The sequence below is a fragment of the Streptomyces sp. NPDC001137 genome (genome assembly GCF_040298885.1).
GTDB lineage: Bacteria > Actinomycetota > Actinomycetes > Streptomycetales > Streptomycetaceae > Streptomyces.
The window spans coordinates 269,042-294,509 of the sequence record NZ_JBEPBA010000007.1; the positions used below are offsets into that span (position 1 = coordinate 269,042).

General features: G+C 71.9%; 23 protein-coding genes and 1 riboswitch. Of the genes, 13 read left to right on the forward strand and 10 right to left on the reverse strand.

Annotated elements, in window-relative coordinates; genetic code table 11:
• Positions 1 to 19 precede the first annotated feature (19 nt).
• Entirely contained in the window at positions 20 to 976 is a 957-nt protein-coding gene (gene rsmH / locus ABT254_RS16730) for a 16S rRNA (cytosine(1402)-N(4))-methyltransferase RsmH (RefSeq protein ID WP_351469827.1), read from the reverse strand.
• Positions 977 to 1,337: 361 nt separating this feature from the next.
• Between rsmH and ABT254_RS16735 the strand changes: the two genes are divergently transcribed.
• From ABT254_RS16735 to ABT254_RS16750, 4 genes are all read left to right on the forward strand, one after another.
• A complete protein-coding gene (locus ABT254_RS16735; protein ID WP_450750547.1) occupies positions 1,338 to 1,946 on the forward strand; it encodes a beta-class carbonic anhydrase in 609 nt (202 codons plus the stop codon).
• 236 nt (positions 1,947 to 2,182) lie between these two features.
• Positions 2,183 to 3,223 carry an AAA family ATPase gene (locus ABT254_RS16740; RefSeq protein ID WP_351469833.1) on the forward strand — a complete coding sequence of 347 codons (1,041 nt, stop codon included), beginning with the start codon at positions 2,183 to 2,185 and terminating at the stop codon, positions 3,221 to 3,223.
• Positions 3,223 to 4,596, forward strand: a complete 1,374-nt coding sequence (locus ABT254_RS16745) for a DUF58 domain-containing protein (protein ID WP_351469836.1) — start codon at positions 3,223 to 3,225, stop codon at positions 4,594 to 4,596. The genes ABT254_RS16740 and ABT254_RS16745 overlap by 1 nt, the downstream gene beginning before the upstream one ends.
• Positions 4,593 to 7,097, forward strand: coding sequence for a transglutaminase TgpA family protein (locus ABT254_RS16750; protein WP_351469839.1), 2,505 nt, complete (start codon positions 4,593 to 4,595; stop codon positions 7,095 to 7,097). Before ABT254_RS16745 ends, ABT254_RS16750 begins: the two co-directional genes overlap by 4 nt.
• A 134-nt stretch (positions 7,098 to 7,231) precedes the next feature.
• On the opposite strand, the gene ABT254_RS16755 is transcribed toward ABT254_RS16750, so the two are convergent.
• The 3 genes from ABT254_RS16755 to ABT254_RS16765 all read right to left on the reverse strand — a co-directional run bounded on the left by ABT254_RS16755 (position 7,232) and on the right by ABT254_RS16765 (position 9,409).
• On the reverse strand, positions 7,232 to 7,624 hold the full coding sequence (locus tag ABT254_RS16755; RefSeq protein ID WP_351469842.1) for an SCO2097 family morphological protein: 393 nt from the start codon (positions 7,622 to 7,624) through the stop codon (positions 7,232 to 7,234).
• Positions 7,625 to 7,900: 276 nt separating this feature from the next.
• Positions 7,901 to 8,671: a methyltransferase gene (locus ABT254_RS16760; protein WP_351469845.1), complete on the reverse strand. Its 771-nt coding sequence runs from the start codon at positions 8,669 to 8,671 to the stop codon at positions 7,901 to 7,903.
• 171 nt (positions 8,672 to 8,842) lie between these two features.
• Complete coding sequence (locus tag ABT254_RS16765) at positions 8,843 to 9,409, reverse strand: SAV_6107 family HEPN domain-containing protein (RefSeq protein WP_351469848.1); 567 nt, start codon at positions 9,407 to 9,409, stop codon at positions 8,843 to 8,845.
• 161 nt (positions 9,410 to 9,570) lie between these two features.
• On the opposite strand from ABT254_RS16765, the gene ABT254_RS16770 reads away from it, so the two are divergent.
• From ABT254_RS16770 to ABT254_RS16785, 4 genes are all read left to right on the forward strand, one after another.
• Positions 9,571 to 10,323: an ATP-binding cassette domain-containing protein gene (locus ABT254_RS16770; RefSeq protein WP_351469851.1), complete on the forward strand. Its 753-nt coding sequence runs from the start codon at positions 9,571 to 9,573 to the stop codon at positions 10,321 to 10,323.
• The gene (locus tag ABT254_RS16775) at positions 10,295 to 12,379 is read left to right on the forward strand and encodes a YhgE/Pip family protein (protein ID WP_351469854.1); all 2,085 of its coding nucleotides are present in this window, start codon (positions 10,295 to 10,297) and stop codon (positions 12,377 to 12,379) included. Before ABT254_RS16770 ends, ABT254_RS16775 begins: the two co-directional genes overlap by 29 nt.
• Positions 12,380 to 12,426: 47 nt before the next feature.
• Positions 12,427 to 13,062: a TetR/AcrR family transcriptional regulator gene (locus tag ABT254_RS16780; protein ID WP_351469857.1), complete on the forward strand. Its 636-nt coding sequence runs from the start codon at positions 12,427 to 12,429 to the stop codon at positions 13,060 to 13,062.
• 469 nt (positions 13,063 to 13,531) lie between these two features.
• Entirely contained in the window at positions 13,532 to 15,040 is a 1,509-nt protein-coding gene (locus ABT254_RS16785) for a phytoene desaturase family protein (RefSeq protein ID WP_351469860.1), read from the forward strand.
• Between the two features lie 60 nt (positions 15,041 to 15,100).
• On the opposite strand, the gene ABT254_RS16790 is transcribed toward ABT254_RS16785, so the two are convergent.
• From ABT254_RS16790 to ABT254_RS16815, 6 genes are all read right to left on the reverse strand, one after another.
• Entirely contained in the window at positions 15,101 to 16,060 is a 960-nt protein-coding gene (locus tag ABT254_RS16790) for an SCO2102 family sporulation regulator (RefSeq protein ID WP_351469863.1), read from the reverse strand.
• Between the two features lie 56 nt (positions 16,061 to 16,116).
• A complete protein-coding gene (metF, locus tag ABT254_RS16795; protein WP_351469866.1) occupies positions 16,117 to 17,040 on the reverse strand; it encodes a methylenetetrahydrofolate reductase [NAD(P)H] in 924 nt (307 codons plus the stop codon).
• 265 nt (positions 17,041 to 17,305) lie between these two features.
• Positions 17,306 to 17,962 carry a thiamine phosphate synthase gene (thiE, locus tag ABT254_RS16800; protein WP_351469868.1) on the reverse strand — a complete coding sequence of 219 codons (657 nt, stop codon included), beginning with the start codon at positions 17,960 to 17,962 and terminating at the stop codon, positions 17,306 to 17,308.
• Positions 17,963 to 18,099: 137 nt separating this feature from the next.
• The gene (locus tag ABT254_RS16805; RefSeq protein WP_351469871.1) at positions 18,100 to 18,471 is read right to left on the reverse strand and encodes an Rv2175c family DNA-binding protein; all 372 of its coding nucleotides are present in this window, start codon (positions 18,469 to 18,471) and stop codon (positions 18,100 to 18,102) included.
• A 91-nt stretch (positions 18,472 to 18,562) separates the two neighbouring features.
• On the reverse strand, positions 18,563 to 19,804 hold the full coding sequence (locus tag ABT254_RS16810) for an NAD(P)/FAD-dependent oxidoreductase (protein ID WP_351469874.1): 1,242 nt from the start codon (positions 19,802 to 19,804) through the stop codon (positions 18,563 to 18,565).
• Positions 19,805 to 19,836: 32 nt separating this feature from the next.
• Positions 19,837 to 20,187, reverse strand: coding sequence for an avidin-fold protein (locus ABT254_RS16815; protein ID WP_351469877.1), 351 nt, complete (start codon positions 20,185 to 20,187; stop codon positions 19,837 to 19,839).
• 53 nt (positions 20,188 to 20,240) lie between these two features.
• Positions 20,241 to 20,352: riboswitch (TPP riboswitch) on the forward strand.
• Here ABT254_RS16815 and thiO point away from each other — a divergent pair.
• From thiO to ABT254_RS16840, 5 genes are all read left to right on the forward strand, one after another.
• Entirely contained in the window at positions 20,350 to 21,504 is a 1,155-nt protein-coding gene (gene thiO / locus ABT254_RS16820; protein WP_351469880.1) for a glycine oxidase ThiO, read from the forward strand. (Overlaps the previous riboswitch by 3 nt.)
• Positions 21,501 to 21,701: a sulfur carrier protein ThiS gene (gene thiS, locus ABT254_RS16825; RefSeq protein WP_351469883.1), complete on the forward strand. Its 201-nt coding sequence runs from the start codon at positions 21,501 to 21,503 to the stop codon at positions 21,699 to 21,701. Before thiO ends, thiS begins: the two co-directional genes overlap by 4 nt.
• Before the next feature lie 3 nt (positions 21,702 to 21,704).
• Entirely contained in the window at positions 21,705 to 22,499 is a 795-nt protein-coding gene (locus ABT254_RS16830) for a thiazole synthase (protein ID WP_351469886.1), read from the forward strand.
• A gap of 118 nt (positions 22,500 to 22,617) precedes the next feature.
• Positions 22,618 to 24,543 (forward strand): Stk1 family PASTA domain-containing Ser/Thr kinase, encoded by a 1,926-nt coding sequence (pknB, locus tag ABT254_RS16835; RefSeq protein WP_351469889.1) that lies wholly within the window; start codon positions 22,618 to 22,620, stop codon positions 24,541 to 24,543.
• 34 nt (positions 24,544 to 24,577) lie between these two features.
• The gene (locus tag ABT254_RS16840; protein WP_351469892.1) at positions 24,578 to 25,447 is read left to right on the forward strand and encodes a deoxyribonuclease IV; all 870 of its coding nucleotides are present in this window, start codon (positions 24,578 to 24,580) and stop codon (positions 25,445 to 25,447) included.
• Positions 25,448 to 25,468 lie beyond the last annotated feature (21 nt).

A 25,468-nucleotide genomic window follows, 5' to 3' on the forward strand; every position in this document is an offset into this window, starting at 1 on the left:
GCCAACTCCTTCACGCCCCTCATTCGATGGACTCCCTGATGCGCTGGGCTCCGCGCAGTCGCGCCGGTGCCGCCCGCCGGTTCTCGGCGACCTCTTCCTCGGTGGGAAGTTCGGCACCGCGGGTGAGCAGCTTGAGCCGGGGCTGGTACTGCTCGGGCACGACCGGCAGTCCGGGGGGCGCGGTGGTGGCCGCTCCGGCCGCGAACACCTGTTTGACCAGGCGGTCCTCGAGCGAGTGGTACGACAGGACGGCGATCCGTCCGCCCACGTCGAGTGCCTGCACGGCGGCCGGGATCGCGCGCTCCAGGACGGAGAGCTCGCCGTTGACCTCGATGCGCAGGGCCTGGAAGGTGCGCTTGGCCGGGTTGCCGCCGGTGCGCTTGGCGGCCTGGGGCAGCGCGTCCCGGATCAGCTCGACGAGCCGCGCGCTGTTGCTGAACGGCTCCTTCTCGCGCTCGCGCACGATGGCGGCCACGATCCGCTTGGCCTGCTTCTCCTCGCCGTACGCCCGCAGGATCCGGACGAGTTCGCCGGGGGGGTAGGTGTTGAGGACCTCGGCGGCGCTCATGCCGGTCGTCTGGTCCATGCGCATGTCGAGGGGGGCGTCCTGGGCGTAGGCGAAGCCTCGGTCGGCCTCGTCGAGCTGCATGGAGGAGACGCCGAGGTCGAACAGGACGCCCTGCACGCGCGCGATGCCGAGCCGCTGAAGCACGTCCGGGAGCTCGTCGTAGACCGCGTGCACCAGGGTGGCGCGCTCACCGAAGGGCGCGAGCCGTTCGCCGGACAGGCGCAGCGCCTCCTTGTCGCGGTCCAGGGCGATCAGCCGGGCCTCGGGGAACTGTGTCAGCAGGGCCTCGCTGTGGCCGCCGAGGCCGAGGGTGCAGTCGACGACCACCGCTCCCGGCCGCTGCAGGGCGGGGGCCAACAGGTCCAGGCACCGCTGGAGCATCACCGGGACATGTCGACTCTGGCTCAAGGGGCCCTCTCAGATCCGGCCGCGGGCCATACGCACCGCCGGGTCCCCGCCCGCTCGTGAAGGGGAGGTCCGCCGGCGCCAAGAGCGTCAGCCGACCGGGAGCGGGAGGAGGCCGAGCCGTACGTACGCGCCGCGTACGTGGGGAGACCGTCCGTGCGTGAGCCGGGGCCTCCGGGGATTTCAGTCCAGCAGGGAGAGCCTCGCCTCCCGCTTCGCGTCACTTTAGTCCACGGTGTCTCGCGGTCAATCAACTGGCCTGCGCGTCGCGCCCCGGTGTGAGCATGAAGTCGCAAATCCGGGAAAATCACCCGTACGGCTTCACCTCCGCCACCCGTGTGGGTTACCTCACAAGAGGACTGTGATGACGCTCTTCTCCCGCTCTCACACCGCGACCGAATCGTCTGTGACCAGTACCGTCATAGCTATGACGACTTCTGCATCTGTTCCCACCGAGTCCGAAGGCGCCATACGCGGCGGCACCGTCACCGACCGCCTGGTCGAGGCCAACGGACGATACGCCGAGGCATTCACCGACCCCGGAATGGACGCCCGCCCGGTTCTGCGCGTAGCGGTCGTGGCCTGCATGGACGCCCGTATCGACCTGCACGCCGCACTGGGCCTGGAACTCGGCGACTGCCACACCATCCGCAACGCGGGCGGTGTCGTCACCGACGACGTGATCCGCTCGCTCACCATCAGCCAGCGCAAGCTGGGCACCCGCAGCATCGTCCTCATCCACCACACGGGCTGCGGCCTGGAGGCCATCACGGAGGACTTCCGCACCGAGCTGGAGATGGAGGTCGGCCAGCGCCCGGCCTGGGCGGTGGAGTCCTTCCGGGACGTCGACCAGGACGTACGGCAGTCCATGCAGCGGGTGCGCACCTCGCCGTTCCTGCAGCACACCGACGACGTACGCGGCTTCGTCTTCGATGTGAAGACGGGTCTGCTGCGCGAGATCGACCCCGCGTAAGGCGCTCGGCCCTTCTCGTTTTTCGCAAATTCCGCGCATGCTGGAGCCCAAGCGTCGTAAAACCCGACATACCGCAGCCAGTTGTCCACAGTCGAGTGACACGAAACGGTAACGGCAGCAAGAATGCGGGGTGTGGCGTCACGCGGAACTATTCACGCGTGGTGTCCGTGTTTCGGGGTGGGCCGGTCCGCACAGCAAGCGTCGGCCCGGAGAAAGAACGGGCCGAGGAGGGCCGGGTGACGACCTATGACGATCGAGCGAGCCTTACAGATCTGACTGCCACTGTGGAGCGGGTCCGCAGTTCGGTGGAAGGAGTGATCGAGGGCAAGCCCGAGGTCGTACGGCTTTCGCTGACCGTACTGCTCGCCGAGGGACATCTTCTGATCGAGGATGTCCCCGGCGTGGGCAAGACCATGCTGGCCAAGGCGCTGGCCAAGTCCATCGACTGTTCGGTGCGGCGCATCCAGTTCACCCCCGACCTGCTGCCCTCGGACATCACGGGTGTGTCCATCTGGGACCAGCAGCGCCGGGACTTCGAGTTCAAGCCGGGCGCGATCTTCGCCCAGATCGTGATCGGCGACGAGATCAACCGCGCCTCGCCCAAGACGCAGTCCGCGCTCCTGGAGTCGATGGAGGAGCGCCAGGTCACCATCGACGGGCAGACCTACGAGCTGCCCAGCCCGTTCATGGTGGTGGCCACGCAGAACCCGGTCGAGATGGAGGGCACCTACCCGCTGCCCGAGGCCCAGCGCGACCGCTTCATGGCCCGGGTCTCCGTGGGCTACCCCAGCGTGGAGGCCGAGCTGCAGATGCTCGACGTGCACGGCGGGGTGTCCCCCCTGGAGGACCTGCAGCCGGTGGCGCACGCGCACGACATCGTGAAGCTGATCGAGGCCGTGCGCGGCGTGCACGTCGCCGAAACGGTCCGGCGCTACGCGGTGGATCTGGTCGCCGCCACCCGCAACCACCCCGACCTCAGACTCGGCGCCTCCCCGCGCGCGACGCTGCACCTGCTGCGCGCGGCGAAGGCCTCCGCCGCCCTGAGCGGCCGGGAGTACGCGCTGCCGGACGACGTGCAGGCACTCGCCGTCGCCGTCCTGGCCCACCGGCTGCTGCCCACCGCCCAGGCCCAGCTCAACCGCCGTACCTCCGAGCAGGTCGTGCAGGAGATCCTGCAGCGCACCGCGGTGCCTGCCGCGCCCCAGCAGCAGCCGGGCTTCGGCGGCCTCGGCCGCGGTACGCCCGCGTACCCCCAGCAGCCGCCGCGGAGGCTGTGATGACCACCGGGGGGACGGGCCACCCGGACAGCGGCCACAGCGAGAAGGGCGGCGTCCGAACCGCCCTGGCGGGCCTGACCACCCGCGGACGCTCCTTCCTGGCCGCCGGGATCGCGGCCGCCATCTGCGCCTACGTGCTGGGACAGAGCGATCTGCTGCGGGTCGGCCTGCTGCTCGCCGCCCTGCCCCTGATCTGCGCGCTGTTCCTCTACCGCACGCGCTACCGGGTCGCCGGCAGCCGCCGTCTGAACCCCGCGCGCGTGCCCGCCGGCAGCGAGGCCCGCGTCCATCTGCGGATGGACAACGTCTCGCGGCTGCCCACGGGCCTGCTGATGCTCCAGGACCGGGTGCCCTACGTGCTCGGCCCGCGCCCCCGCTTCGTTCTGGACCGGGTGGAGCCGGGCGGCCGCCGCGAGGTGTCCTACCGGGTCCGCTCCGACCTGCGCGGCCGCTATCCGCTGGGCCCGCTGCAGCTGCGCCTGACCGACCCGTTCGGCATGTGCGAGCTGACCCGGTCCTTCTCCTCGTACGACACCCTGACGGTGATCCCGCGTGTGGAGGCGCTGCCAGCGGTGCGCCTGAGCGGCGAGTCGAAGGGGTACGGCGACGGGCGGCAGCGCTCGCTCGCGCTGGCCGGCGAGGACGACGTGATCCCGCGCGGCTACCGCTACGGCGACGATCTGCGCCGCGTCCACTGGCGCTTGACCGCCCGCTACGGCGAGCTGATGGTGCGCCGCGAGGAGCAGCCCCAGCGCGCCCGCTGCACGGTGCTGCTCGACACCCGGGGCCTCGCCTTCCAGGGCGCGGGCCCCGACTCGGCCTTCGAGTGGGCGGTCTCGGGCGCGGCGTCCGTCCTGGTGCACATGCTCGAACGGGGCTTTTCCGTCCGGCTGCTGACCGACACCGGCAACTCGGTGCCCGGCGAGGGCGCCGACGGGTTCGCGGGCGCCAGCCAGGAGACGGCGGACGCGGCCGGGCTGATGATGGACACCCTCGCGGTGGTCGACCACTCCGACGGGGCGGGCCTGTCGCGGGCGTACGACGTGCTGCGCGGCGGGAACGAGGGGCTGCTGGTGGCCTTCTTCGGCGACCTCGACGAGGAGCAGGCCGCGGTCGTCGCCAAGATGCGCCAGCGCAGCGGGGGCGCGGTCGCCTTCCTGCTGGACAGTGACGCATGGGTGCGGGAACCGAGCGATGTGCCCGGCCCGTCGGACAGGAGCGGGGAACGGCTGCGGATGCTGCGGGAGGCGGGCTGGACGGCCCTGAAGGTGCCGCGGGCCGCTTCGCTCGCGGAGTTGTGGCGTCTGGCGGACCGCGAGCGCACGGGTCTCGCCGCGACGAGCGGGACGAGCAGCGGGGGGACGGGCTCATGAGCGGCCGGGCACGACTGGCGCTGTGCGCCTGGGCCGCCACGCTGATGGCGTCCTGCGCCCTGCTGCCGCTGGTCTCGCCGGCCACCTGGATCCTCCAGGTGGCGGTCATGCTCGCGGTGCAGACGGGGGTGGGCGCGGCGACCCGGCGGGTCCCGCTGGCGCGGCCGCTGACGGTGGCGGCGCAGGCGCTGGTCACGCTGATGATGCTGACCCTGGCCTTCGCCCGGCAGCAGGCCCTCATAGGCATCGTCCCCGGACCCGCGGCGTTCCGTCACTTCGCGGACCTGCTCCAGCAGGGCAGCGACGACATCGCGCGGTATGCGATCCCGGCGCCCCTGGAGTCCGACGGCATCAGGCTGATGGTCCTCGGCGGGGTGCTGGTGATCGGCCTCGCGGTGGACACCCTCGCGGTGACCTTCCGCAGCGCGGCCCCGGCCGGTCTGCCGCTGCTGGCGCTGTATTCCGTCGCCGGGGGGCTGTCCCACGGCGGCGCCGACTGGCTGTGGTTCCTGGTCGCGGCGGGCGGCTATCTGATGCTGCTGCTGGCCGAGGGGCGCGAGCGGCTCTCGCAGTGGGGCCGGGTCTTCGGCGGGGCGGCGCACAGCCCGGGCGGGGAGCTTGGCGCGATGGCGCCGGTGCGCACCGGGCGCCGTATCGGAGTGGTCGCGCTGGGTGTCGCCCTGATGGTGCCGATCGCCCTGCCCGCGATGAACGGCGGCCTGCTGGACGCGGCCGGGACGGGCGTGGGCGGCGGCAACGGCAGCGGCGGCACGATCTCCGCGGTGAACCCGCTGGTGTCCCTGCGCGACAGTCTGAACGTGGACCAGGACCGCGAGGTCATGTCCCTGAAGACGAACAGCAACGACATCTCGAACCTGTACCTGCGGATCGTGTCCCTGGACGACTTCGACGGCCGTACCTGGAAACCGTCCAAGCGGCACGTCACCGGCGTACCGAACAGCTTCCCGGTCCCGGCCGGCCTCGGTGGGGACGTGAAGCGGGCGGAGATACAGACCCGGATCTCGGCCGCCGACTGGTACGCCCAGGACTGGCTGCCGATGCCGTACCCGCCCAGCGGCGTGGACGTCAACGGCAAATGGCGTTACGAACCGGTGGGCATGACGCTGGTCGGCGACCACGGCGAGACCACCCGCGGGAAGACCTACCTGGTCAAGAGCCTCGATGTGCAGCCGACGGCGGAGCAGCTCGCCGACGCTCCGGAGCCGCCCGCGTCCCTGAAGCGCGACTACACCAGACTGCCGGACTCCCTGCCCGCGGTGGTGGCCAGGACCGCCCGCAAGGTCACCGACGGCGCGACCAGCCACTACGAGCAGGCGGTCAAGCTCCAGGACTACTTCTCGTTCAGCGGCGGCTTCCAGTACAGCACCCAGGTGCAGGTGGGCACCGGTCCCGACGCGATCGCCAAGTTCCTGAAGGACAAGCAGGGCTTCTGCGTCCACTTCTCCTTCGCGATGGCGGCGATGGCCCGCAGCCTGGGCATACCCGCCCGGGTCGCGGTGGGCTTCGCCCCGGGCACGCCCCAGGCGGACGGCTCGGTGTCGGTGGGGCTGAAGGACGCGCACGCCTGGCCCGAGCTGTACTTCGAGGGGGTGGGCTGGACCCGTTTCGAGCCGACCCCGAGCCGGGGCGTGACCCCCTCGTACACGCAGGCGGACACGCCGGAGAACAATCTCCCGCCGGTATCGCGGCCCTCTCAGTCGGCGGGTTCGTCCGCGTCGGCGGCGCCCTCCGCGAGCACGAGCTGCTCGGCGCGGCAGCAGAGGCTCGAGGACTGCTCCGCAGCCCTCCCGCTGGAGACGGCCAAGCCGGGCGAGGGCGGTCTGCCCTGGTACAAGCTCGCCGGATGGTCCCTGCTGGGTCTCCTGGCGGTCGCCGTGCCCCTGCTGCCCATGCTGTGGCGGCTGCGGCGGCGCTCGGTGCGGCTGGCCTCCGCCCAGCACTCCGTCTCCGCCCCGGCGTCGGCCCGGGAGAGCCGCAAGGCACGGGGCGCGGACGCGGGGGGCCGGGACGATGTCGATGTGACGGCCCTGCCGGTGGAGGCGGACGCGCGGTTCGCCGCGGAGGTGGCCGCGGGCCATGTCCTGGCCGTCTGGCGCGAACTCACCGACACCGCCTGGGACTACGGCATCCTGCCGGACGACGCGCTGACCCCGCGCAAGGCGGTCGCACGCATCGTGCGCCTCGGGCAGCTGGACGCGGCGACCGCCGAGTCGGTGCACCGGGTGGCGAGTGCGGTGGAGCAGGTGCTGTTCGCACCTCAGCCGCGGGACGTGCCGGGGCTGGCCGACCATGTCCGCACACTGCGGGCGGCGCTGCGGTCCCGGGCGAGCTGGACCACCCGGGTGCGGGCGGTCGTGGCGCCCCGGTCGGCCGTCCGCGCGCTGTGGGACCTCACAGACCGCTGGACGGCGTTCAAGGCCCGCTGTGCGGAGCGCTGGTCGGCGCTGGTGCGGCGGCCCTCCGGGCAGCAGAGCGGCTGACGGCGCAGGTGCGGTGCGGCCGGGCCGCACCGCGCCGGTCTTCCGGGCATACGTGAGGGGGTGACCACCCGCCGGGGTGGTCACCCCCTCACCTGTGTCTGCGAGAACCGTCCGGAGGGACGGCGGAAGAGGAGCTAGTGGCCCTGCTCGTCACGGCGGCGCTGCCAGCGCTGCTCGATACGGTCCATCACGGAGCGCTTCTGCCGTCCCTGACGGCGCGTGTGCGGGGCACCGGCCGCGGGCTGTTCGCCCGGCTTGGGGGCCTTGCGCCAGCCGGTCACGGCGAGCACGGCACATCCCAGCATGACCAGGAAGCCCACCACGCTGAGCCAGACCTGCTTGGCCACCATTCCAGCCATGAGGAGCGCGATACCCACGAGGAAGCCCGCGACCGCCTGGTAGACCCGCCGCCGGGTGTACGTACGCAGCCCGCTTCCCTCGAGCGCCGACGCGAACTTGGGATCTTCGGCGTACAGCGCTCGCTCCATCTGCTCGAGCATGCGCTGCTCGTGCTCCGAGAGCGGCACGGAGTCCTCCTCATCGTGCAGTCGCCGGGGCGACCCGGGGGGTCCCTTCAGGATAGGCAGGGAATCGCCCCCGTGAAACCCGCCCCTCTGCGCCAATTGGCCAACCGGAATCCGCCATGGACGTACCGGCTCGCTGAATCTTGCATTCCCCAGCGGCCGACCCGTCATGCCGGGCGGTCTCCCTCGATCATACGGCGCTGAACGCCCGATCGGGGGGCCTGTGGCGTACTCCATGTGCGGCCAAGTCCCTGATCAGCGGCGCACCGCAGGAGGCGCTCAGGCCTCGGTGGTTCCCTGCGTCTCGCCGAGCACATGGAGCTGGGTGGCCACGGAGTGGAAGGCGGGGAGCTCGGCCGCCGCCTCCTCCAGCTTGAGCAGCGCCTCCAGGGCGCCGGGCTCGGTGTCCACGAGAACGCCCGGGACGAGGTCGGCGAAGACCCGTACGCCGTGCACGGCACCGACCCGGAGGCCCGCGCCCTCGACCAGCTCGGTGAGCTGCTCGGCGGTGAAGCGGCGCGGCACGGGGTCGCCCGCGCCCCAGCGGCCGTTCGGATCGGCGAGGGCCTGCCTCGCCTCCTTGAAGTGGCCGGCGAGGGCGCGAGCGAGCACGGCGCCGCCGAGGCCGGCGGCGAGCAGGCTGAGTACGCCCTCGGAGCGCAGGGCGGCCACGGCGTTGCGCACGCCCTCGGCCGGGTCGTCGACGTACTCCAGGACGCCGTGGCACAGCACCACGTCGTAGCCGCCGCGCTCGACGACGTCGAAGAGGCCGTGGGCGTCGCCCTGGACGCCGTGCACACGGTCGGCGACGCCGGCCTCGGCGGTGCGGCGCTCCAGCGCGAACAGCGCGTTGGGGCTGGGGTCGACCACGGTGACCCGGTGGCCGAGGCGGGCGACGGGCACCGCGAACTTGCCGCTGCCGCCCCCGGTGTCGAGGACGTCGAGGGACTCCCGCCCGGTGGCCTTCACCCGGCGTTCGAGGGCGTCCTGGAGGACCTCCCAGACCACGGCGGTACGGAGGGAGGCGCGGGGGCGGCTCGGGTCCGACACGGCAGTTGACTCCTCGGCGCGGCACCGCCCATGGCACGGCGGAGCGAACGGGCTGCCTCCCCGGCCGGGCACGGAGGGAAGGCTTCAGGCGCCTTCCACCCTATTGCCTCCACCGCCCCACCTGGTCACCGTGCGGGCCCGTCCGCCGATCGTCTCGTACGGCGGACTCGCTCAGCCCGTGTCCGGGAAGTCCCGGTCGCCCTCCGCGTCGGCCTGCGGATGGTCGGCGTCCTGCCGGGGCTGCGGCAGGACCGGCTGGAGGACGAGCATCCGCTCGACGAGGCGCAGGAACATCGCCACGTCACGTATCAGGTCGTCGGCGTCCCGGCGGCCGGCCGCGCCCTGGATGCCCGCCTCGGCCAGGGCACGGCGGCGGGCCCCGGAGGCGAACAGCGCGCTCCACTCGGTCAGTTCGGGCGCGATCTCGGGGAGCACTTCCCAGGCGCTCCTGATGCGGGCGCGGCGTCGGGAGGTGGGCTCGGGGCGGCCCCGCGCGGCGAGCACGGCGGCGGCCGTGCGCAGGGCGGCGAGGTGTGCGGTGGCATAGCGCTCGTTGGGCGTTTCGAGGACGGCTGCCTCGTCCAGTCCGGCGCGGGCCTGGGCGAGCAGGTCGAGGGCGGCGGGCGGGGCCGTGGTCCGGCGGAGCACCGGGTGGACGTCGCTCGCCGGGCCGGTCAGTGAGGGGGCAGGGCCGGTGGCGCGGCGCCGGCGGGCGGCTGCTGCGTGATAGCTGGCCATGACGAACCTCCTGTCGTCTGCGTGACGGCATGCCCTGAAACGGGATGCCGTATGTGCCCATCGTGGGGTATGCCACTGACAATCCGTTCTGACCTGCGCTTTTGCTTCGATCGAAAGTTCGGAGTAGTTTTTGCACTGACCAGTCAGTTCAATTTCAGGGGATGGGGGGAACCGTGCCCGGAATCGGTGTCACGGCCCGCGGCCTCGGAGTCAGGGGCCCACGCGGCTGGGCGTTCCGCGACGTCACGTTCGACGCGGAGCCCGGCTCGCTGATCGCGATCGAGGGACCGTCCGGGTCCGGCCGCACCTGCCTGCTGCTCGCGCTCACGGGACGGATGAAGCCCACCGCGGGAGCGGCCGAGGTGGGCGAGTGGAAGCTGCCCAAGCAGATGGCGGCGGTGCGCCGGGTCAGCGGGCTCGCGCATGTCGCCGGGGTCACCGACCTCGAGCCGGCCCTGACCGTGGGTGAGCATCTGCTCGAACGGGCGCTGCTGCAGCGGCGTTTCGGCGACTCGCTGCGCGGGCTGCTGCGGCCGCGCAAGGAGCGCACGGCCGAGGCCAGGCAGCGGATCGACGTCGCGCTGGCCGCCGCCGGTCTGGACCGGGAGGCCCTGCCCAAGGGCTCCCGGACGGCCGTACGCGATCTGGAGCGGCTGGAGGCGCTGCGGCTGTCCATCGCGCTCGCGCTGCTCGGACGCCCGCGGCTGCTCGGCGTCGACGACACCGACCTGAAGCTCTCGCACGCCGAACGGGCCGAGGTCTGGGCGCTGTTGAGGTCGATCGCCGCGGCCGGGACGACCGTCGTGGCGGTGTGCAGCGAAGCCCCTCGGGACACCGTCGTCGTAGCGACCACTCAGAAGGCCACCACGGAGAAGGAGAAGGCCGATGCGCTCGCCGAAACTGGCCGCTCTTGAGCTCAGGCGCTTCCGCCGGGGCAGGCTGCCGCGTGCCGCCCTGGTGGCGCTGCTGGTGCTGCCGCTGCTCTACGGCGCCCTGTACCTGTGGTCGTTCTGGGACCCGTACGGCCGTCTGGACCGCATCCCCGTGGCGCTCGTCAACGACGACAAGGGGGCCACGGCCGACGGGAAGAAGATCGCCGCGGGTGACGCCATCACCGAGGGGCTGCGCGACAGCGACACCTTCGACTGGCACGAGGTGAGTGCCGCCGACGCACGCGCGGGCGTGGAGGACGGCACGTACTACCTGTCACTGACCATGCCGGCCGACTTCAGCAAGCGGATCGCGTCCAGCGCTGGTGCCTCCCCGGAGACGGGTGCGCTCCAGGTGCGTACGAACGACGCGAACAACTACATCGTCGGGCAGATCTCCCGGACGGTGTTCAGTGAGGTGCGCCAGGCCGCGTCCATGAAGGCCTCGCGGTCCTTCCTGGACAAGATCTTCATCTCGTTCTCCGACATCCACGGGGCGACGGTGAAGGCCGCGAACGGCGCCGACCAGCTCAACGGCGGCATCGGGAAGGCGGAGAAGGGCTCCAAGGATCTCGCCGACGGCCTGAAGGACGCCAAGGACGGCAGCGACCGGCTGTCCGGGGGCCTGACGAAGCTCGCCACGGGAGCGGGCGACCTCGCGGACGGCTCGAAGCAGGTCGCCGCGGGTACGCAGACCCTCGCCGACAAGGTCAACGGGATCGACAAGAAGGTGGGTCCCTTCCTGAAGGGCAACGAGAAGACCATCGGGGACACCGCCCGGCTCGTCGCCGACTCCTCGAAGGCGATCCGCGACAACCTCGACACCCTGGTGAGGACGGCCCCGGCCGCCGCCAAGGGCGCACACGCGGCCTCCGACGCCCTGAACGAGGTCTACCGGACGCGCTGCGAGAACCCCGTGCTGCCGGATCCGGCCTGCTCCGACCTGAAGAAGGCGAAGGACGCGGCCGCCGACGTGGCGAAGATCGCCGACGACCTGAACACGCTGATCGCCGACCAGCACGGCGACCTGAAGAAGCTCGACGGCAACCTGGCCACGCTCCAGACGCAGGCCCAGGCGCTCGCCGACCGGGCACCGCACCTGTCCGAGGACCTCTCCGACGCCGTCGCCAAGATCAACAAGCTGAACGAGGGGGCCGGGAAGGTTGCCGCCGGCGCGCAGAAGCTGCACCAGGGCCTCGGCACGGCGAAGAGCGGCGCGGGAGACCTCGACGAGGGTGTCGGGCAGCTGAAGACCGGCGCCGAGACCCTCAACGGCGGCATGTTCAAGCTGGTCGACGGCTCCGGGAAGCTGGCGGGCGGACTGCACGACGGCGCCGGGAAGATCCCCGACTACGACAAGAAGGATCGCGACCGGCGCACCGAGGTGATGTCCGACCCGGTCAAGCTGGTCTCCAAGGACCTGCACAACGCGCCCAACTACGGCACCGGTTTCGCCCCGTACTTCATCCCGCTGTCCCTGTGGGTGGGCGCGATGGTGGCGTACATGCTGATCCCGCCGATGAACCGGCGCGCACTCGCCACGGGCGCCCCCGCGTGGCGCATCGCCCTGGCCGGCTGGCTTCCGGTGGTGGCGATCGGGGTTCTGCAGACGGTGTCCCTGATGGCGGTCCTGCACTGGGCGATCGGCCTGCAGATGACCCGGGCGGCCGGCACGATCGGCTTCCTGTTCCTGGTGACGGCATGCTTCGGGGCGATCGTGCAGTGGCTGAACGCCCGCTTCGGAGCGGCGGGCCGGATCCTCGTCCTCGCCCTGCTGATGCTCCAGCTGACCTCCGCGGGCGGCACGTATCCGGTGCAGACCAGCCCCGGCTTCTTCAACGCGATCCACCCCTTCCTGCCGATGAGCTACATCGTGGAGGCCCTCAGGAGGCTCATCACGGGCGGCGGCCTGGGACCGGTGTGGCACGCGTGCGTGGTGCTCGTCGCCTTCACCGCCGGCGCCCTGGCGCTGACCGCGGTGTCGGCCCGCCGCCGGCAGGTGTGGACCCTGGACCGGCTGCACCCGGAGCTGAGCCTGTGAGCGCGGACGTGACAGCTCGGGGCACGGCTCCTGTGACAATCAGGCCCATGGAAAGCAGCAGCACCACGTCGGGTGGCAGCAGCCGCCGCGAGGCCACCCGGCAGAAGCTCTACGAGGCCGCCGTCACGCTCATCGCCGAGCAGGGTTTCTCCGCCACCACGGTGGACGAGATCGCCGAGCGGGCCGGGGTCGCGAAGGGCACGGTCTACTACAACTTCGCGAGCAAGTCGGTCCTCTTCGAGGAACTGCTGCGGCACGGGGTCGGCCTGCTCGCCGCGTCCCTCCGGGAGGCGGCCGACCGTACGGCCAGGGACGGCGGCACCAAGGTGGACGCCCTGGACGCGATGATCCGCGCCGGTCTCGTCTTCATCGAGCGCTATCCGGCCTTCACACAGCTGTACGTGGCCGAGCTGTGGCGCACCAACCGGGCCTGGCAGTCGACCCTGATGGTGGTCAGGCAGCAGGCGGTCGCGGTCGTCGAGGACGTCCTGCGCGCGGGCGTGGCGGGCGGCGAGTTCAGCGACGAGATCGATGTGCCGCTGACCGCGTCGGCGCTGGTCGGCATGGTTCTGGTGGCCGCGCTGGACTGGCAGTCCTTCCAGCCGGAGCGCTCCCTGGACGACGTTCACGCGGCGCTGTCCCGGCTGCTCCAGGGGCGCGTCAGCGGCCGCAGCATCAGCTGATCGCACACGAAAGCGCCGGTCCGGTGTGGCCGCGTCCCCCGCGGGCCACCTCGAACCGGCGCCTTCTCGTGCTCCCCCGTTGTGCTCCCCCCCGGTTTTCCCGGGTTGGGCCCCCGTTTCGGTCGTTCCCCCGGGTTCCCCCGTGCCTCGCTCCCGCCGACCTCGGCCGGCGGAAGGAGCGGATCCGGGGCGGCTCCGTTCCGGCGCCCCGTGTCGCCGGTGCCGGAGCCGTGCCCCTTTCCGTGTCTCCACTCTCTCGTTCGCGCAGGTCGGACCCCATCCGCGCGCGTACTCATCTCACTGACTAGGTACGGATACTCAGACCTGCGCACTCATGCGCACAGCGCCCCGTTGCCGACTGGTTACCTGCGCCCCCGCATCCGTACTCCCCTGCGGCCGCGGATCTGGGGCTTCGCCCGGCGGGCCGCCCGTGCCGTGACTGTCAGTGGCGGTCGATAAAGTCGCAGGCATGGGACGGATTGCGGTGATCGGCGCCGGGATGGGCGCGATGGCGGCTGCCGCCCGGCTGGCTGTCGCGGGCCACCGGGTGACGGTGTACGAGCGTGCGGAGACGTACGGCGGAGCGGTGCGCCGCTTCGAGCGGGACGGGTTCGGCTTCGACACCGGCCCCGGGCTGCTGACCCTGCCCGCGGTCTGGCGCGATCTGTTCATCAAGACCGGCAGGGAGCCGCTGGAGGAGTGCGTCGAACTGGTCCAGGTCGACCCGTCCTCGCGGCACGTCTTCGCGGACGGCACCGCGGTGACGCTGCCGAACGCCTCGCGCGCGGGGGTGGTCGCCGCTCTGGACGAGGCGCTCGGGGCGTGCGCGGGCGGCCGCTGGGGCGACTTCCTGGTGCGGGCCCGCGAGGCCTGGGACCGCACCCGCCGGCCGCTGCTGGAGGAGCCCCTGTGGCCCAACTGGCGGGTGCTGACCGACCGCGAGCCATACCCGGCGGTCCCGCACAAGCGGCTGCTGCGCACCCGCCGCGCCACCACCCTCGCCGAGGTCGGCGCCTGGGAGCTGCGCGACCCGCGCCTCGCGGCGCTGCTGGACGGCCACGCCCTCGCACACGGCGTCGCCCCCGGCACGGCTCCGGCCGCCGCGGCCGTGTTGCCGTACATGGAGCATGCCTTCGGCACTTGGTATGTGCGGGGCGGCATCCGGGAGTTGGCGCGGGCGGTGTACGAGCGGTGCCTGGCGCGGAAGGTCGAGTTCGTCTTCGGCGCGGAGGTCACCGGGGTCCTGGAGAAGGACGGTCGCGCGGCGGGCGTGGAACTGTCCGACGGCACGGTGGTGGAGGCGGACACGGTCGTCGGTGGTGGCCCCTGGCGGCTGGCCGCCCTCGTGCCGGGCCGGAAGCTCTACGGGGCTGAAGATGTCGAGCCCCGCGCCGAAGGCCCGCACCCGGGCAGGGTGGTGGTGTGCCTCGCGCTGCGCGGCGGGCGGGAGCCGGATGCCGTGCACCGCACGGTCGTGCACTCACCGGATGCGGCCGACGAGCTGTCCTTGTTCAGGCCGGGGACGACGCCCGAGCGGCCCACGGTGCGGGTCGACCGCCCGGACGACCCGGCCCTGCGTCCCACCGAGGAGCACGAGGCTGTGGTGCTGACGGCGACGGTGCCGTCCGGGACGGGGTACGACTGGTCCGCGCCGGGAGCCGCCGACGCCTTCGCGGACCGGATGGTCGCCGCCGCCGAGCGTGCCGTACCGGGGCTGCGTGAGCGGACGCTGTGGCGCGAGGTCCGCACACCCGTGCACACCGAGCGGGAGACGGGGGCCGAGGGCGGCGCCGTACCGCCGCCGTCCCTGGCGTCCGCACAGGGCACCCTGCACCCGTCCAACAGCACGGCGATACCGGGCCTGTTCACCGCCGGAGGCTGGTCGCACCCCGGTGGGGGGCTGCCGCACGCCGGCATGTCGGGGGCGCTGGTGGCGGGTCTGATCGTGGAGGGTCCGCAGTTCCGGGGCTCTCAGTGAGCGCCCCGGACTGAGGGGTCCTCAGAAGCGATACCGAGCTTCAGAAACGGTACTGCGCGGTCAGAAGCGGTACTGCTCGTCGTATCCGTTGCCCTGAGCCTGAGCCTGTCCCTGCCCCTGGCCGTTGTCCTGGTAGGGGTAGGGCTGCTCCTGCGGGAGCTCGCCGCCGTAGGCCTCGTCGGTGCGCTGCTGCGGGACCCACGCCCCGCCGGAGGGGGTCTGGCCCTCGTAGCCGCCGGTGGCGTACTGGTCCTGGCCGTAGCCCTGCTGGCCGTACTGACCGTAGGCGTCGTAGCCGCCGCCGTAGGTCTGGGTGCCGATGTACGGGTCGGAGTAGGCGGCGTACTGCTGCTGGCCGGTGGTGTCGTAGCCGTACTGCTGCTGGTTGTAGCCGGAGTAGTCGTACCCGTAGGACTGGTCGGCGCCCTGGGCGGCCGTCGCGTACTGGTCCTGGGACTGCCCCATGTTCGCGTAGGACGCGTCAGCGGCGGCGTACGCGGAGTCGCTGTATATGCCGTAGGAGCCGGTGTCCTCGGGCAGGGGCTGCGGCTCGTAGACCGCGGTGGTCTCGGCGGGGGCGGGGCGGGCGGGCGTGAAGACGTCGTCGCGGTCGTAGTCGTCCTCGTTGCCGTAGGACACGCCGTCGCGGTGGTAGACGTCCTGGTCGTCGTGGCCGCCGTCGCCCGGCTCGAGGTCGGAGACCTCCAGGGTCGGGTCCTGGTGGTCCGGTTCGCCGTGGCCGCGCTTGCCGACGCCCGGGATGCCGGTCCGGCTGACCGCCCAGCCCGACGCGAAGCCGCGGCGGAACGACAGCGTGACGTAGGTCTGGCCGACCGCGAACGCGGCAGCGCCCAGACCGATGACGATCACCGAGGGGATCAGCACCCCGAGCACCACGCCGAGGAACCCGGCGAAGGCGAGCAACCGCCAGCGCAGCCGCGCCTTGTACTGCAGCAGCACCTCGCCCAGCAGCCACAGCGCGACGATGCCGAACGCGATGTAGAGGACCGTCCAGCCCATGTACGCCCCTCTCCGAGTCGCCGCTACGCAGTGTGTCGTATACCCGTGCGGCCGGTCTAGGCCTGCGGGGGGTGGTGCAGGCCCAGGTTTTCGTAGATTTCCAGAGTCGCCGTGGAGTTGTTGAGCGTGATGAAGTGCAGTCCGGGCACTCCCTCGGCCAGCAGCCGTGCGCAGAACTCCGTGGCGAATTCGATGCCAATGGAGCGTACAGCGGTCGGATCGTCTTTTGCTGTGAGGATCCGCTCTTTCAGGGCGGAGGGGATGTGCGCGTTGCTGAGTTGAGGCAGCCGCTCCAGCATCTTCACGCTGGTCACGGGCATGACCTCGGGGATGACGGGGGTGTCGCAGCCGGCCTCGGCGACCCGGTCACGCAGCCGCAGATAGGACTCCGGCTGGAAGAACATCTGTGTGATGGCGTAGTCGGCGCCGGCCCGGCACTTGTCGACGAAGTGGGCGACGTCCGTGTCCCAGTCCTCGGAACGCGGGTGCATCTCCGGGAAGGCCGCGACGCCGACGCAGAAGTCGCCCGACTCCTTGATGAGCTGGACGAGTTCGGCGGCGTAGGTCAGTCCCGTCGGGTGCGGCACCCAGTCGCCCATGGGGTCGCCGGGCGGGTCGCCGCGCACGGCGAGCATGTTGCGGATCCCGGCGTCGGCGTACTGGCCGATGATGTTGCGCAGCTCGGCGATGGAATGGTTGACCGCGGTGAGGTGGGCGACCGGGGTGAGCGTGGTGTCGGCGGCGATCTGCTCGGTCGCCTTCACCGTGCCCGCGCGCGTGGAGCCGCCCGCCCCGTACGTGACGGAGACGAAGCTGGGGGCCACGGCCTCGACCCTGCGCAGTGCGTTCCAGAGGTTGCGTTCGCCCTTCTCCGTCTTGGGAGCCCAGAACTCGAACGAGAACGTCGTCTTGCCGGTCGCGAGCATGTCACGCACCGTGCGCGCGTGGTCAGTCCTGGTGGATGCGGTTCCGAGGGCCATACCCGCAGGTTAGTCAGGGGGCGGCGGCTCCCCAACCGGATGGGGGACATTTGCCGGATTTGTCTATTTGTTGTCCACCTATCGGACAACCTGGCGGACATTCTTCGGACAAGCAGCCGGACATTCCGTCCGACAAGCTGCCACGCATCCCGTCGGACAATCTGCCGGACTCCCATCCGACAATCCGCCTGACGCCCATCGGACAATACGTCGGACGGCGGGCCCCGGTCGGAGCTGCGCCACGACAGTCCCGGCCCGCGCCGCGCTACGCGCTCCGCAGCCGCTTGGCGAACTCCCGCGCCGCCGCTCCCGGATCGTCGGCCTCCGTGATCGCGCGGACGACCACGACGCGGCGGGCGCCTGCTTCCAGCACCTCGTCGAGGTTGCCGAGGTCGATGCCGCCGATGGCGAACCAGGGGCGCTCGGTGCCCAGGGAGGCGGTGTATCGGACCAGGTCGAGGCCGGGGGCGTGGCGGCCGGGCTTGGTGGGGGTCGGCCAGCAGGGCCCGGTGCAGAAGTAGTCGACACCCTCCTGGACGGCGGCCGCGGCGGCCTCGGACTCGGCATGGGTGGAGCGGCCGATGAGCACGCCCTCGCCGAGGATCGCTCGGGCCGCGGGGACCGGGAGGTCGCCCTGGCCGAGGTGGAGCACGTCGGCGCCGGCGGCATGCGCGACGTCCGCGCGGTCGTTGACGGCGAGGAGCCTGCCGTGGCGGGCGCAGGCCTCGGCGAAGACCTTCAGGTGCTCCAGCTCCTCGGCTGCCTCCATGCCCTTGTCGCGCAACTGCACGATGTCGACCCCGCCCGCCAGGACGGCGTCCAGGAACTCCGGCAGGTCGCCCTGGCGCCTGCGGGCGTCCGTGCAGAGGTAGACGCGGGCGTCGGCGAGCTCGGCGCGTGCGGCGGTGGCGGTGTCGGGCATACGAGGGTCCCCCGTGGGTGTCGTTCCAGGTCGGCGGCGTACGGGCGGCGGCCGGGCCGCGACGGACCGCGGCCGCGGCCTTGCCTGTGCGGACCTCGGCCCGTACGCCGGACGGTGTTCGGTTCAGTCTGTTCGGATCAGACGGCGAGCGCCTGGGCCCGGCGCTTCACCTCCGTACCGCGATTCTCGCTCAGCGCCTGCGCGGGGGTGCCGGGCAGGCTGTCGTCGGGGGTGAAGAGCCACTCGATCATCTCTTCGTCGGTGAAGCCGTCGTCCCTCAGGAGCGTCAGGGTGCCGGTCAGGCCCTTGACGACCTTCTGCTCGGCCTCGTCGATGAATGCGGCGGGGACGTGCAGTGCGCGGTTCTCACCTCGGCGTACGGCGATGAGCTGGCCCTCCTTGACCAGCTGCCGCACACGCGTCACCTCGACATCGAGCATCTCTGCGATGTCGGGCAGGGTGAGCCAGGCGGGGACGAGAGCATCGATCTTTGCGTCAATCTCGGTCACGCACTCAAGCCTGCCATCCCGCACTGACAGTCGGAAGCCAGAACCGCCCGACCTGGGGTTTCGCGTCCCTTCGTGGCGGCCGTCCTGCGTACTACGCCGTGGCCGTCTTCATGGGCCGCGCCGGGTCCGCGAGCAGCTCCGGGTCCATCGGGGTGCCCGCCTCGATCAGCCGTCTGCCCTGCGCGAGATCCCTCGGCCTGCCGACCGCCAGCAGGGCGATCAGGCGGCTCTCGCGCAGCCAGCAGACGGACCAGGCGGGGCCCGAGGGGTCGCCGCGCCACAGGGTCGTGTCGGCGGCGGTGTGGTGGCCGGCGTACTGGACGAAGCGGCCGAACTGCTCGGACCAGAAGTAGGGGACCGGATCGTAGACGGCGGGCGGCTCTCCGGTGGCCTCGCCGATGATGTTCGCGGCCACCGTGCGCGGGCCCTGGAGGGCGTTGTCCCAGTGGTGGACCAGCAGCCGTTCGCCGTACCGCCCCGAAGGGAAGGAGGCGCAGTCGCCGACCGCGTAGACGTCGGGTGCCGAGGTGCGCAGATGGGCGTCGGCCACGACCTCGCGGTGTGCGCCGAGCTCGATGCCGGCGCCGGCCAGCCAGGCCGTTGCCGGGCGCGCGCCGATGCCGACCACGACCGCGCCCGCGGGCAGCCGGGAGCCGTCGTCGAGGACGACCGCGCCGGGCTCGATGTGCTCCACGCGCGCGTGCGTACGCAGTTCGGCGCCCGCGTCGGCGTACCAGGCGGCCATCGGTGCGGCCACCTCGGCCGGCAGCGCGCCGGCGAGCGGCCGGTCCGCGGCCTCGACGACGGTCACCGAACAGCCCGTCTCGCGCGCGGCCGTGGCGAACTCCGCGCCGATCCAGCCCGCCCCGACGACCACGATGTCGTGCTGCCTGGCCAGCACGGGCCGCAGCCGCTCGGCGTCGTCCAGGGTGCGCAGCAGATGCACGCCGGGCACGCCCTCGGTGCCGGGCAGCGTGATCGGTTCGGCGCCGGTCGCAAGGACCAGGACGTCGTACGGCACGGTCCCGGTCTCGGTGTCCAGCTCGTGCTCGCCGGCGCGCAGGCCGAGCACCTCGCACCCCAGCCGCAGTTCGATGCCGAGCGCCTCGAAGTCGACGTCGAAGGCGGAGCCCTCGGACTTGCCGAGCAGGACGGCCTTGGACAGCGGCGGCCGGTCGTAGGGCTGATGGGGCTCGGCGCCAATCACCGTCACGGTCCCGGTGAAGCCCTGTTCCCGCAGGGCGACCGCGGTCTGGACACCGGCCATGCCCGCGCCGACGACGACCACGCGCCGCGCCGGTGACGTGCTCACTTTCCGCGTCTGCTCGCTCACCTGATCACCATAGACAACTGACTATTCGTCAGTCAGGAGTCGTGCTCAGTGACCTGCTCCACAACACTGCTCCCGCTGCCCGACTGCGACTCCCACTCCCAGGTCTCCTCCAGCCGTACCCGCCCGTCCGGCAGCTCCACGACAGCCGAGACGCAGTGCCCCGAGGAGGTCGTCCCGTCGCGCTTCAGCTGGACGTACCGGAAGTCCAGCCGGTCACCTGACCGAGTACCCACCAGATGCCCGCGCACGACGTCCCCGCCCGCGTACTCGGCCCAGATCTCGCCGCCCTGCTCGTGGTACCTGAACCGGGTCCGCGTACCCACCTGACCTGGGGCCTGGTCGGCGACGGGGGCGAGGACGAGGCCGTCCAGCGAACGCGGCATGACGGAAGGCTCCCTTACAGAGGCGCGGCGGGTCGGGCTAGGGTGGCCAACGTACAAGCACTCGCGGGAGCCCGGACGCACCGGGCTGAGAGGGAGGCTGGCGGCCTCCGACCGTACGAACCTGATCCGGGTCATGCCGGCGAAGGGAGGGGCTGGACGCCCATGTCGTCACGTACGTCAGACGTCCTCGTCATCGGGGGCGGAATCATCGGCCTGGTCACGGCCTGGCGGGCCGCGCAGCGCGGTTTCGCCACGGCTGTGGTGGACCCCGAGCCGGGTGGCGGGGCCGCCCAGGTGGCCGCCGGGATGCTGGCCGCGGTCACGGAGCTGCACTACGGCGAGCAGACCCTGCTCGGCCTCAATCTGGAGTCGGCCCGCCGCTACCCGGACTTCGCTGCCGAGCTCACCGACCTCACCGGCCAGGACCTCGGCTACCGCCAGTGCGGCACGCTCGCCGTCGCCCTCGACGCCGACGACCGCGCCCATCTGCGTGAACTGCACGCCCTGCAGCGGGAGTCGGGCCTGGAGTCGGAGTGGCTGTCGGGGCGCGAGTGCCGGCGCCTGGAGCCGATGCTCGCCCCGGGCGTGCGCGGCGGCCTCCGGGTGGACGGCGATCACCAGATCGACCCGCGGCGACTGGCACGCGCACTGGTCGTCGCGTGCGAGCGGGCCGGAGTGGTGTTCCACCGGGCGTGGGCCGAGCGGTTCCATGTCGTACGGGACCGGGCCGCCGGCATCACCACGACCGACGGCACCGAGCTGGGCGCGGGCCAGGTGGTGCTGGCCGCGGGCAGCCTCAGCGGGCGGCTGCCGGGCGTCCCGGACGACGTCCTGCCGCCCGTGCGGCCGGTGAAGGGGCAGGTGCTGCGGCTGACCGTGCCGAAGCGGTACGCGCCGTTCCTGAGCCGCACCGTGCGCGCCGTCGTCCGCGGCAGTCACGTCTACCTGGTGCCGCGCGAGAACGGCGAGCTGGTGATCGGCGCGACCAGCGAGGAGCTGGGCTGGGACACGACGGTGACCGCGGGCGGCGTGTACGAGCTGCTGCGCGACGCGCACGAGCTGGTCCCCGGGATCACCGAGCTGCCGCTGACGGAGACACGGGCCGGTCTGCGCCCCGGCTCCCCGGACAACGCGCCCTTGCTCGGTCCGACCGGGCTGCCCGGTCTGCTGCTGGCCACCGGCCACTACCGCAACGGCGTGCTGCTCACCCCGGTCACCGGCGACGCGATGGCGCACGCCCTGGCCACCGGTGAACTCCCCGACGAGGCACGCCCGTTCACCCCCAAGCGTTTCGCGCTCCTGGAGCAGCCCGCATGATCATCTCCGTCAACGGGGAGCCCAGGGAGTTCGCTTCCGGCACGGCTCTCGACACCGTCGTCCGCGCGCTCACCCCGGCTCCCTCCGGAGTGGCCGCCGCCCTGAACGAAACCGTCGTCCCGCGCGCGCAGTGGCCGTCGACGTCCCTGTCCGAAGGGGACCGCGTCGAGGTCCTCACCGCCGTCCAAGGAGGCTGACCCATGGCCGACGACCCCTTTGTCATCGGCGGTACGTCCTTCACGTCCCGCCTGATCATGGGCACTGGCGGTGCCCCCAGCCTCGATGTGCTGGAGCGGGCGCTGGTGGCGTCCGGCACGGAGCTGACGACGGTCGCGATGCGGCGCGTGAACCCCTCGGTGCACGGCTCGGTGCTGTCCGTCCTGGAGAAGCTCGGCATCCGGGTGCTGCCGAACACGGCGGGCTGCTTCACCGCCGGGGAGGCCGTGCTGACCGCCCGCCTCGCGCGCGAGGCGCTCGGCACCGAACTGATCAAACTTGAAGTGATCGCCGACGAGCGCACCCTGCTGCCGGACCCGATCGAGTTGCTGGACGCGGCCGAGACCCTGGTCGACGACGGCTTCACCGTGCTGCCGTACACCAACGACGACCCGGTCCTCGCCCGCAGGCTGGAGGACGTCGGCTGCGCGGCGATCATGCCGCTCGGCTCTCCCATCGGCTCCGGGCTCGGCATCCGCAACCCGCACAACTTCCAGCTGATCACCGAGCACGCGCGCGTGCCGGTGATCCTGGACGCGGGCGCCGGTACGGCCTCGGACGCGGCGCTCGCGATGGAGCTGGGGTGCGCCGGTGTGATGCTCGCCTCGGCGGTGACGCGGGCGCAGGAGCCGCAGCTGATGGCCGAGGCCATGAAGCACGCGGTGGAGGCGGGCCGCCTTGCGCACCGGGCGGGCCGTATCCCGCGCCGCCACTTCGCGGAGGCGTCCTCGCCCCAGGAGGGGCGTGCGCACCTGGATCCCGAGCGCCCGGCGTTCTGAACGCGCGTTCGACAGGATCCGGAAGCCGGTGCGACCTCCGTCACAGCTCGGCTGCAGTCCCGCTCCGATCTCACCCGAACCGGCAGCCCTGTCAGTCGCGGCTCGTACACTCACCTGCGTGGATACGACCCTTCAGGACCCTCTGGTCGGGCAGGTGCTCGACGGGCGCTATCGCGTGGACGCGCGGATCGCGGTCGGCGGGATGGCCACGGTCTACCGGGCCCTGGACACCCGCCTCGACCGCGTGCTCGCGCTCAAGGTGATGCACCCGACGCTCGCGGCCGACGGCACCTTCGTCGACCGGTTCATCCGCGAGGCGAAGTCGGTCGCAAGGCTCGCGCACCCGAACGTGGTGCAGGTCTTCGACCAGGGCACCGACGGGTCGTACGTCTACCTCGCCATGGAGTACGTCGCCGGGTGCACCCTGCGTGACGTGCTGCGCGAGCGCGGGGCGCTGCAGCCGCGCGCCGCCCTGGACATCCTGGAGCCGGTGCTCGCCGCGCTCGGCGCCGCGCACCGCGCCGGGTTCGTGCACCGGGACATGAAGCCGGAGAACGTGCTGATAGGGGACGACGGCCGGGTCAAGGTCGCCGACTTCGGGCTGGTGCGGTCCGTGGACACGGTCACCAACACCACAGGGACCGTCCTCGGCACGGTCTCCTACCTCGCTCCCGAGCAGATAGAACACGGCACGGCCGACCCCCGGGTCGACGTGTACGCGTGCGGTGTCGTCCTGTACGAGATGCTGACCGGCGACCGGCCGCACGGCGGGGACTCCCCGGCCACCGTCCTCTACAAGCACATCCACGAGGACGTCCCGCCGCCCTCGGCCGCCGTGCCGGGACTGGCGCACCGGCTGGACGAGCTGGTCGCCTCGGCGACCGCCCGCGCCCGTGACCTGCGCCCGCAGGACGCGGTGGCGCTGCTCGCGCAGGCCCGTGAGGTGCGCGCCGCGCTCAGCGCGGACCAGCTGGACGCGCTGCCGCCGCAGGCCTTCGCCTCGGACCACCGGAGCATCTCCGAGGACCGTACGAGCGTGATCCCGCGCGCGCTGACGGTGCCGCGCCCGCTGCCGGTGAACGAGGACGACGGCGGGATCCACCGCACCAGCCTGCTGGAGACTCCCCCGCCGCTGCCGCCGCGGCGCCGCGGCGCGCGCTCCCGGCGCGGTCCGCTCGCGGTCCTCGTCGCCGTACTGCTGATACTCGGGGTCGGCACGGGCGTGTGGTACATCAACTCCGGCCAGTTCACCAAGGTCCCGCCGGTGCTGGCGAAGACCCAGACCGAGGCGACCCGGCAACTGCAGAACGCGGGCCTCGACCTCGGCGCGGTCAGGCACGCGTACAGCGACACGGTGCAGCGGGGCACGGTCATCAGCTCGGACCCCGCGCCCGGCACCCGCATCCGCGACAACAGGTCGGTGGCGCTCACCATCTCCGACGGCCCGCAGACCGTGCGGGTGCCCGACGTGTCGGCGCGGACGCTGGCCGAGGCGAGGGCCCGGCTGAAGAAGAGCGGGCTCGAGCCGGGCATGGTCACCCGGGAGTTCAGCGAGGACGTCCCCAAGGGCTCGGTGATCTCCACGACTCCCGAGGCGGGCACCAAGCGGCACGCGGGTTCGGCGATCGCCCTGGTCGTCAGCAAGGGCAGCCCGGTGGACGTCCCGGACGTCACGGGTGAGGACCTTCAGGACGCGAAGGCCGATCTGGAGAGCGCGGGCCTGACGGTGAAGGTCGCCTCCGCACAGATCAACTCCGAGTACGACCAGGGTCAGGTCGCGGCGCAGACGCCCGCGGGCGACAGCCAGGCCGTCGAGGGCGACACGGTGACGCTGACGCTGTCCAAGGGCCCCGAGATGGTCGAGGTCCCGGACGTCACCGGCGACAGCGTGGACGACGCGCACAAGGCCCTGGAGGACGCCGGCTTCAAGGTCGACGAGGACCGCGGTCTGCTCGGCCTGTTCGGCGACACCGTCAAGAACCAGTCCGTGAAGGGCGGGGACACGGCACCCAAGGGGTCGACGATCACCATCAAGATCCGGTGACGGAGCAGGTCGCGGCGCATGACACCCTGAACGGGTGAAGAGTCAGCAGTCCCGCAACCCCGTCGGCGGCCACATCCCCGTGGCCGGTGGCCTCCACTCCGTCGGTCTGTCCTACGCCCACGACCTGAAGGCCGAGACCGTGCAGGTCTTCGTCGCCAACCCGCGCGGCTGGGCCACGCCCGCCGGCAATCCGCGGCAGGACGAGGAGTTCCGCGAGGTGTGCGCGGCCGAGTCGATCCCGGCGTACGTCCACGCCCCCTACCTGATCAACTTCGGCTCGCACACCGAGGCGACCGTGGAGAAGTCGGTGGAGTCGCTTCGGCACTCGCTGCGGCGCGGACGGGAGATCGGGGCGCTCGGCGTGGTCGTGCACACGGGCAGCGCGACGGGCGGCCGGGACCGGGCCGTGGCCCTGAAGCAGGTACGGGAGCATCTGCTGCCGCTGCTGGACGAGCTCACCCACGACGACGATCCGTTCCTGCTGCTGGAGTCGACGGCCGGGCAGGGCGCCTCGCTCTGCTCGCGGACCTGGGACTTCGGGCCGTACTTCGAGGCCCTGGACGCGCATCCGAAGCTGGGCGTCTGCCTGGACACCTGTCACATCTTCGCGGCCGGCCATGACCTGACCGGCCCGAGCGGTATGCACCAGACCCTCGATCTGCTGGTGGACACGGTCGGCGAGGGCCGACTGAAGCTGATCCACGCGAACGACTCCAAGGACGTGGTCGGCGCGCACAAGGATCGGCACGAGAACATCGGCGCAGGTCACATCGGCGAGGACCCGTTCCGGGCGCTGATGACCCACCCCGCCACCGAGGGCGTACCGCTGATCATCGAGACGCCCGGTGGCAAGGAGGGGCATGCGGCCGATGTGGAGCGGCTGAAGAAACTGCGCGATTCCTGACCCGTTCCGGAATACCCCTGG

Bases quoted from the DNA above. Each gene is read 5' to 3' on its own strand.
- ABT254_RS16735 (WP_450750547.1), top strand. From the start codon at position 1,338: ATGACGCTCTTCTCCCGCTCTCACACCGCGACCGAATCGTCTGTGACC.
- ABT254_RS16745 (WP_351469836.1), top strand. From the start codon at position 3,223: ATGACCACCGGGGGGACGGGCCACCCGGACAGCGGCCACAGCGAGAAG.
- ABT254_RS16750 (WP_351469839.1), top strand. From the start codon at position 4,593: ATGAGCGGCCGGGCACGACTGGCGCTGTGCGCCTGGGCCGCCACGCTG.
- ABT254_RS16765 (WP_351469848.1), bottom strand. From the start codon at position 9,409: ATGGCCAGCTATCACGCAGCAGCCGCCCGCCGGCGCCGCGCCACCGGC.
- ABT254_RS16770 (WP_351469851.1), top strand. From the start codon at position 9,571: ATGGGGGGAACCGTGCCCGGAATCGGTGTCACGGCCCGCGGCCTCGGA.
- ABT254_RS16775 (WP_351469854.1), top strand. From the start codon at position 10,295: ATGCGCTCGCCGAAACTGGCCGCTCTTGAGCTCAGGCGCTTCCGCCGG.
- ABT254_RS16780 (WP_351469857.1), top strand. From the start codon at position 12,427: ATGGAAAGCAGCAGCACCACGTCGGGTGGCAGCAGCCGCCGCGAGGCC.
- ABT254_RS16785 (WP_351469860.1), top strand. From the start codon at position 13,532: ATGGGACGGATTGCGGTGATCGGCGCCGGGATGGGCGCGATGGCGGCT.
- ABT254_RS16790 (WP_351469863.1), bottom strand. From the start codon at position 16,060: ATGGGCTGGACGGTCCTCTACATCGCGTTCGGCATCGTCGCGCTGTGG.
- metF (WP_351469866.1), bottom strand. From the start codon at position 17,040: ATGGCCCTCGGAACCGCATCCACCAGGACTGACCACGCGCGCACGGTG.
- thiE (WP_351469868.1), bottom strand. From the start codon at position 17,962: ATGCCCGACACCGCCACCGCCGCACGCGCCGAGCTCGCCGACGCCCGC.
- ABT254_RS16815 (WP_351469877.1), bottom strand. From the start codon at position 20,187: ATGCCGCGTTCGCTGGACGGCCTCGTCCTCGCCCCCGTCGCCGACCAG.
- thiO (WP_351469880.1), top strand. From the start codon at position 20,350: ATGTCGTCACGTACGTCAGACGTCCTCGTCATCGGGGGCGGAATCATC.
- thiS (WP_351469883.1), top strand. From the start codon at position 21,501: ATGATCATCTCCGTCAACGGGGAGCCCAGGGAGTTCGCTTCCGGCACG.
- ABT254_RS16830 (WP_351469886.1), top strand. From the start codon at position 21,705: ATGGCCGACGACCCCTTTGTCATCGGCGGTACGTCCTTCACGTCCCGC.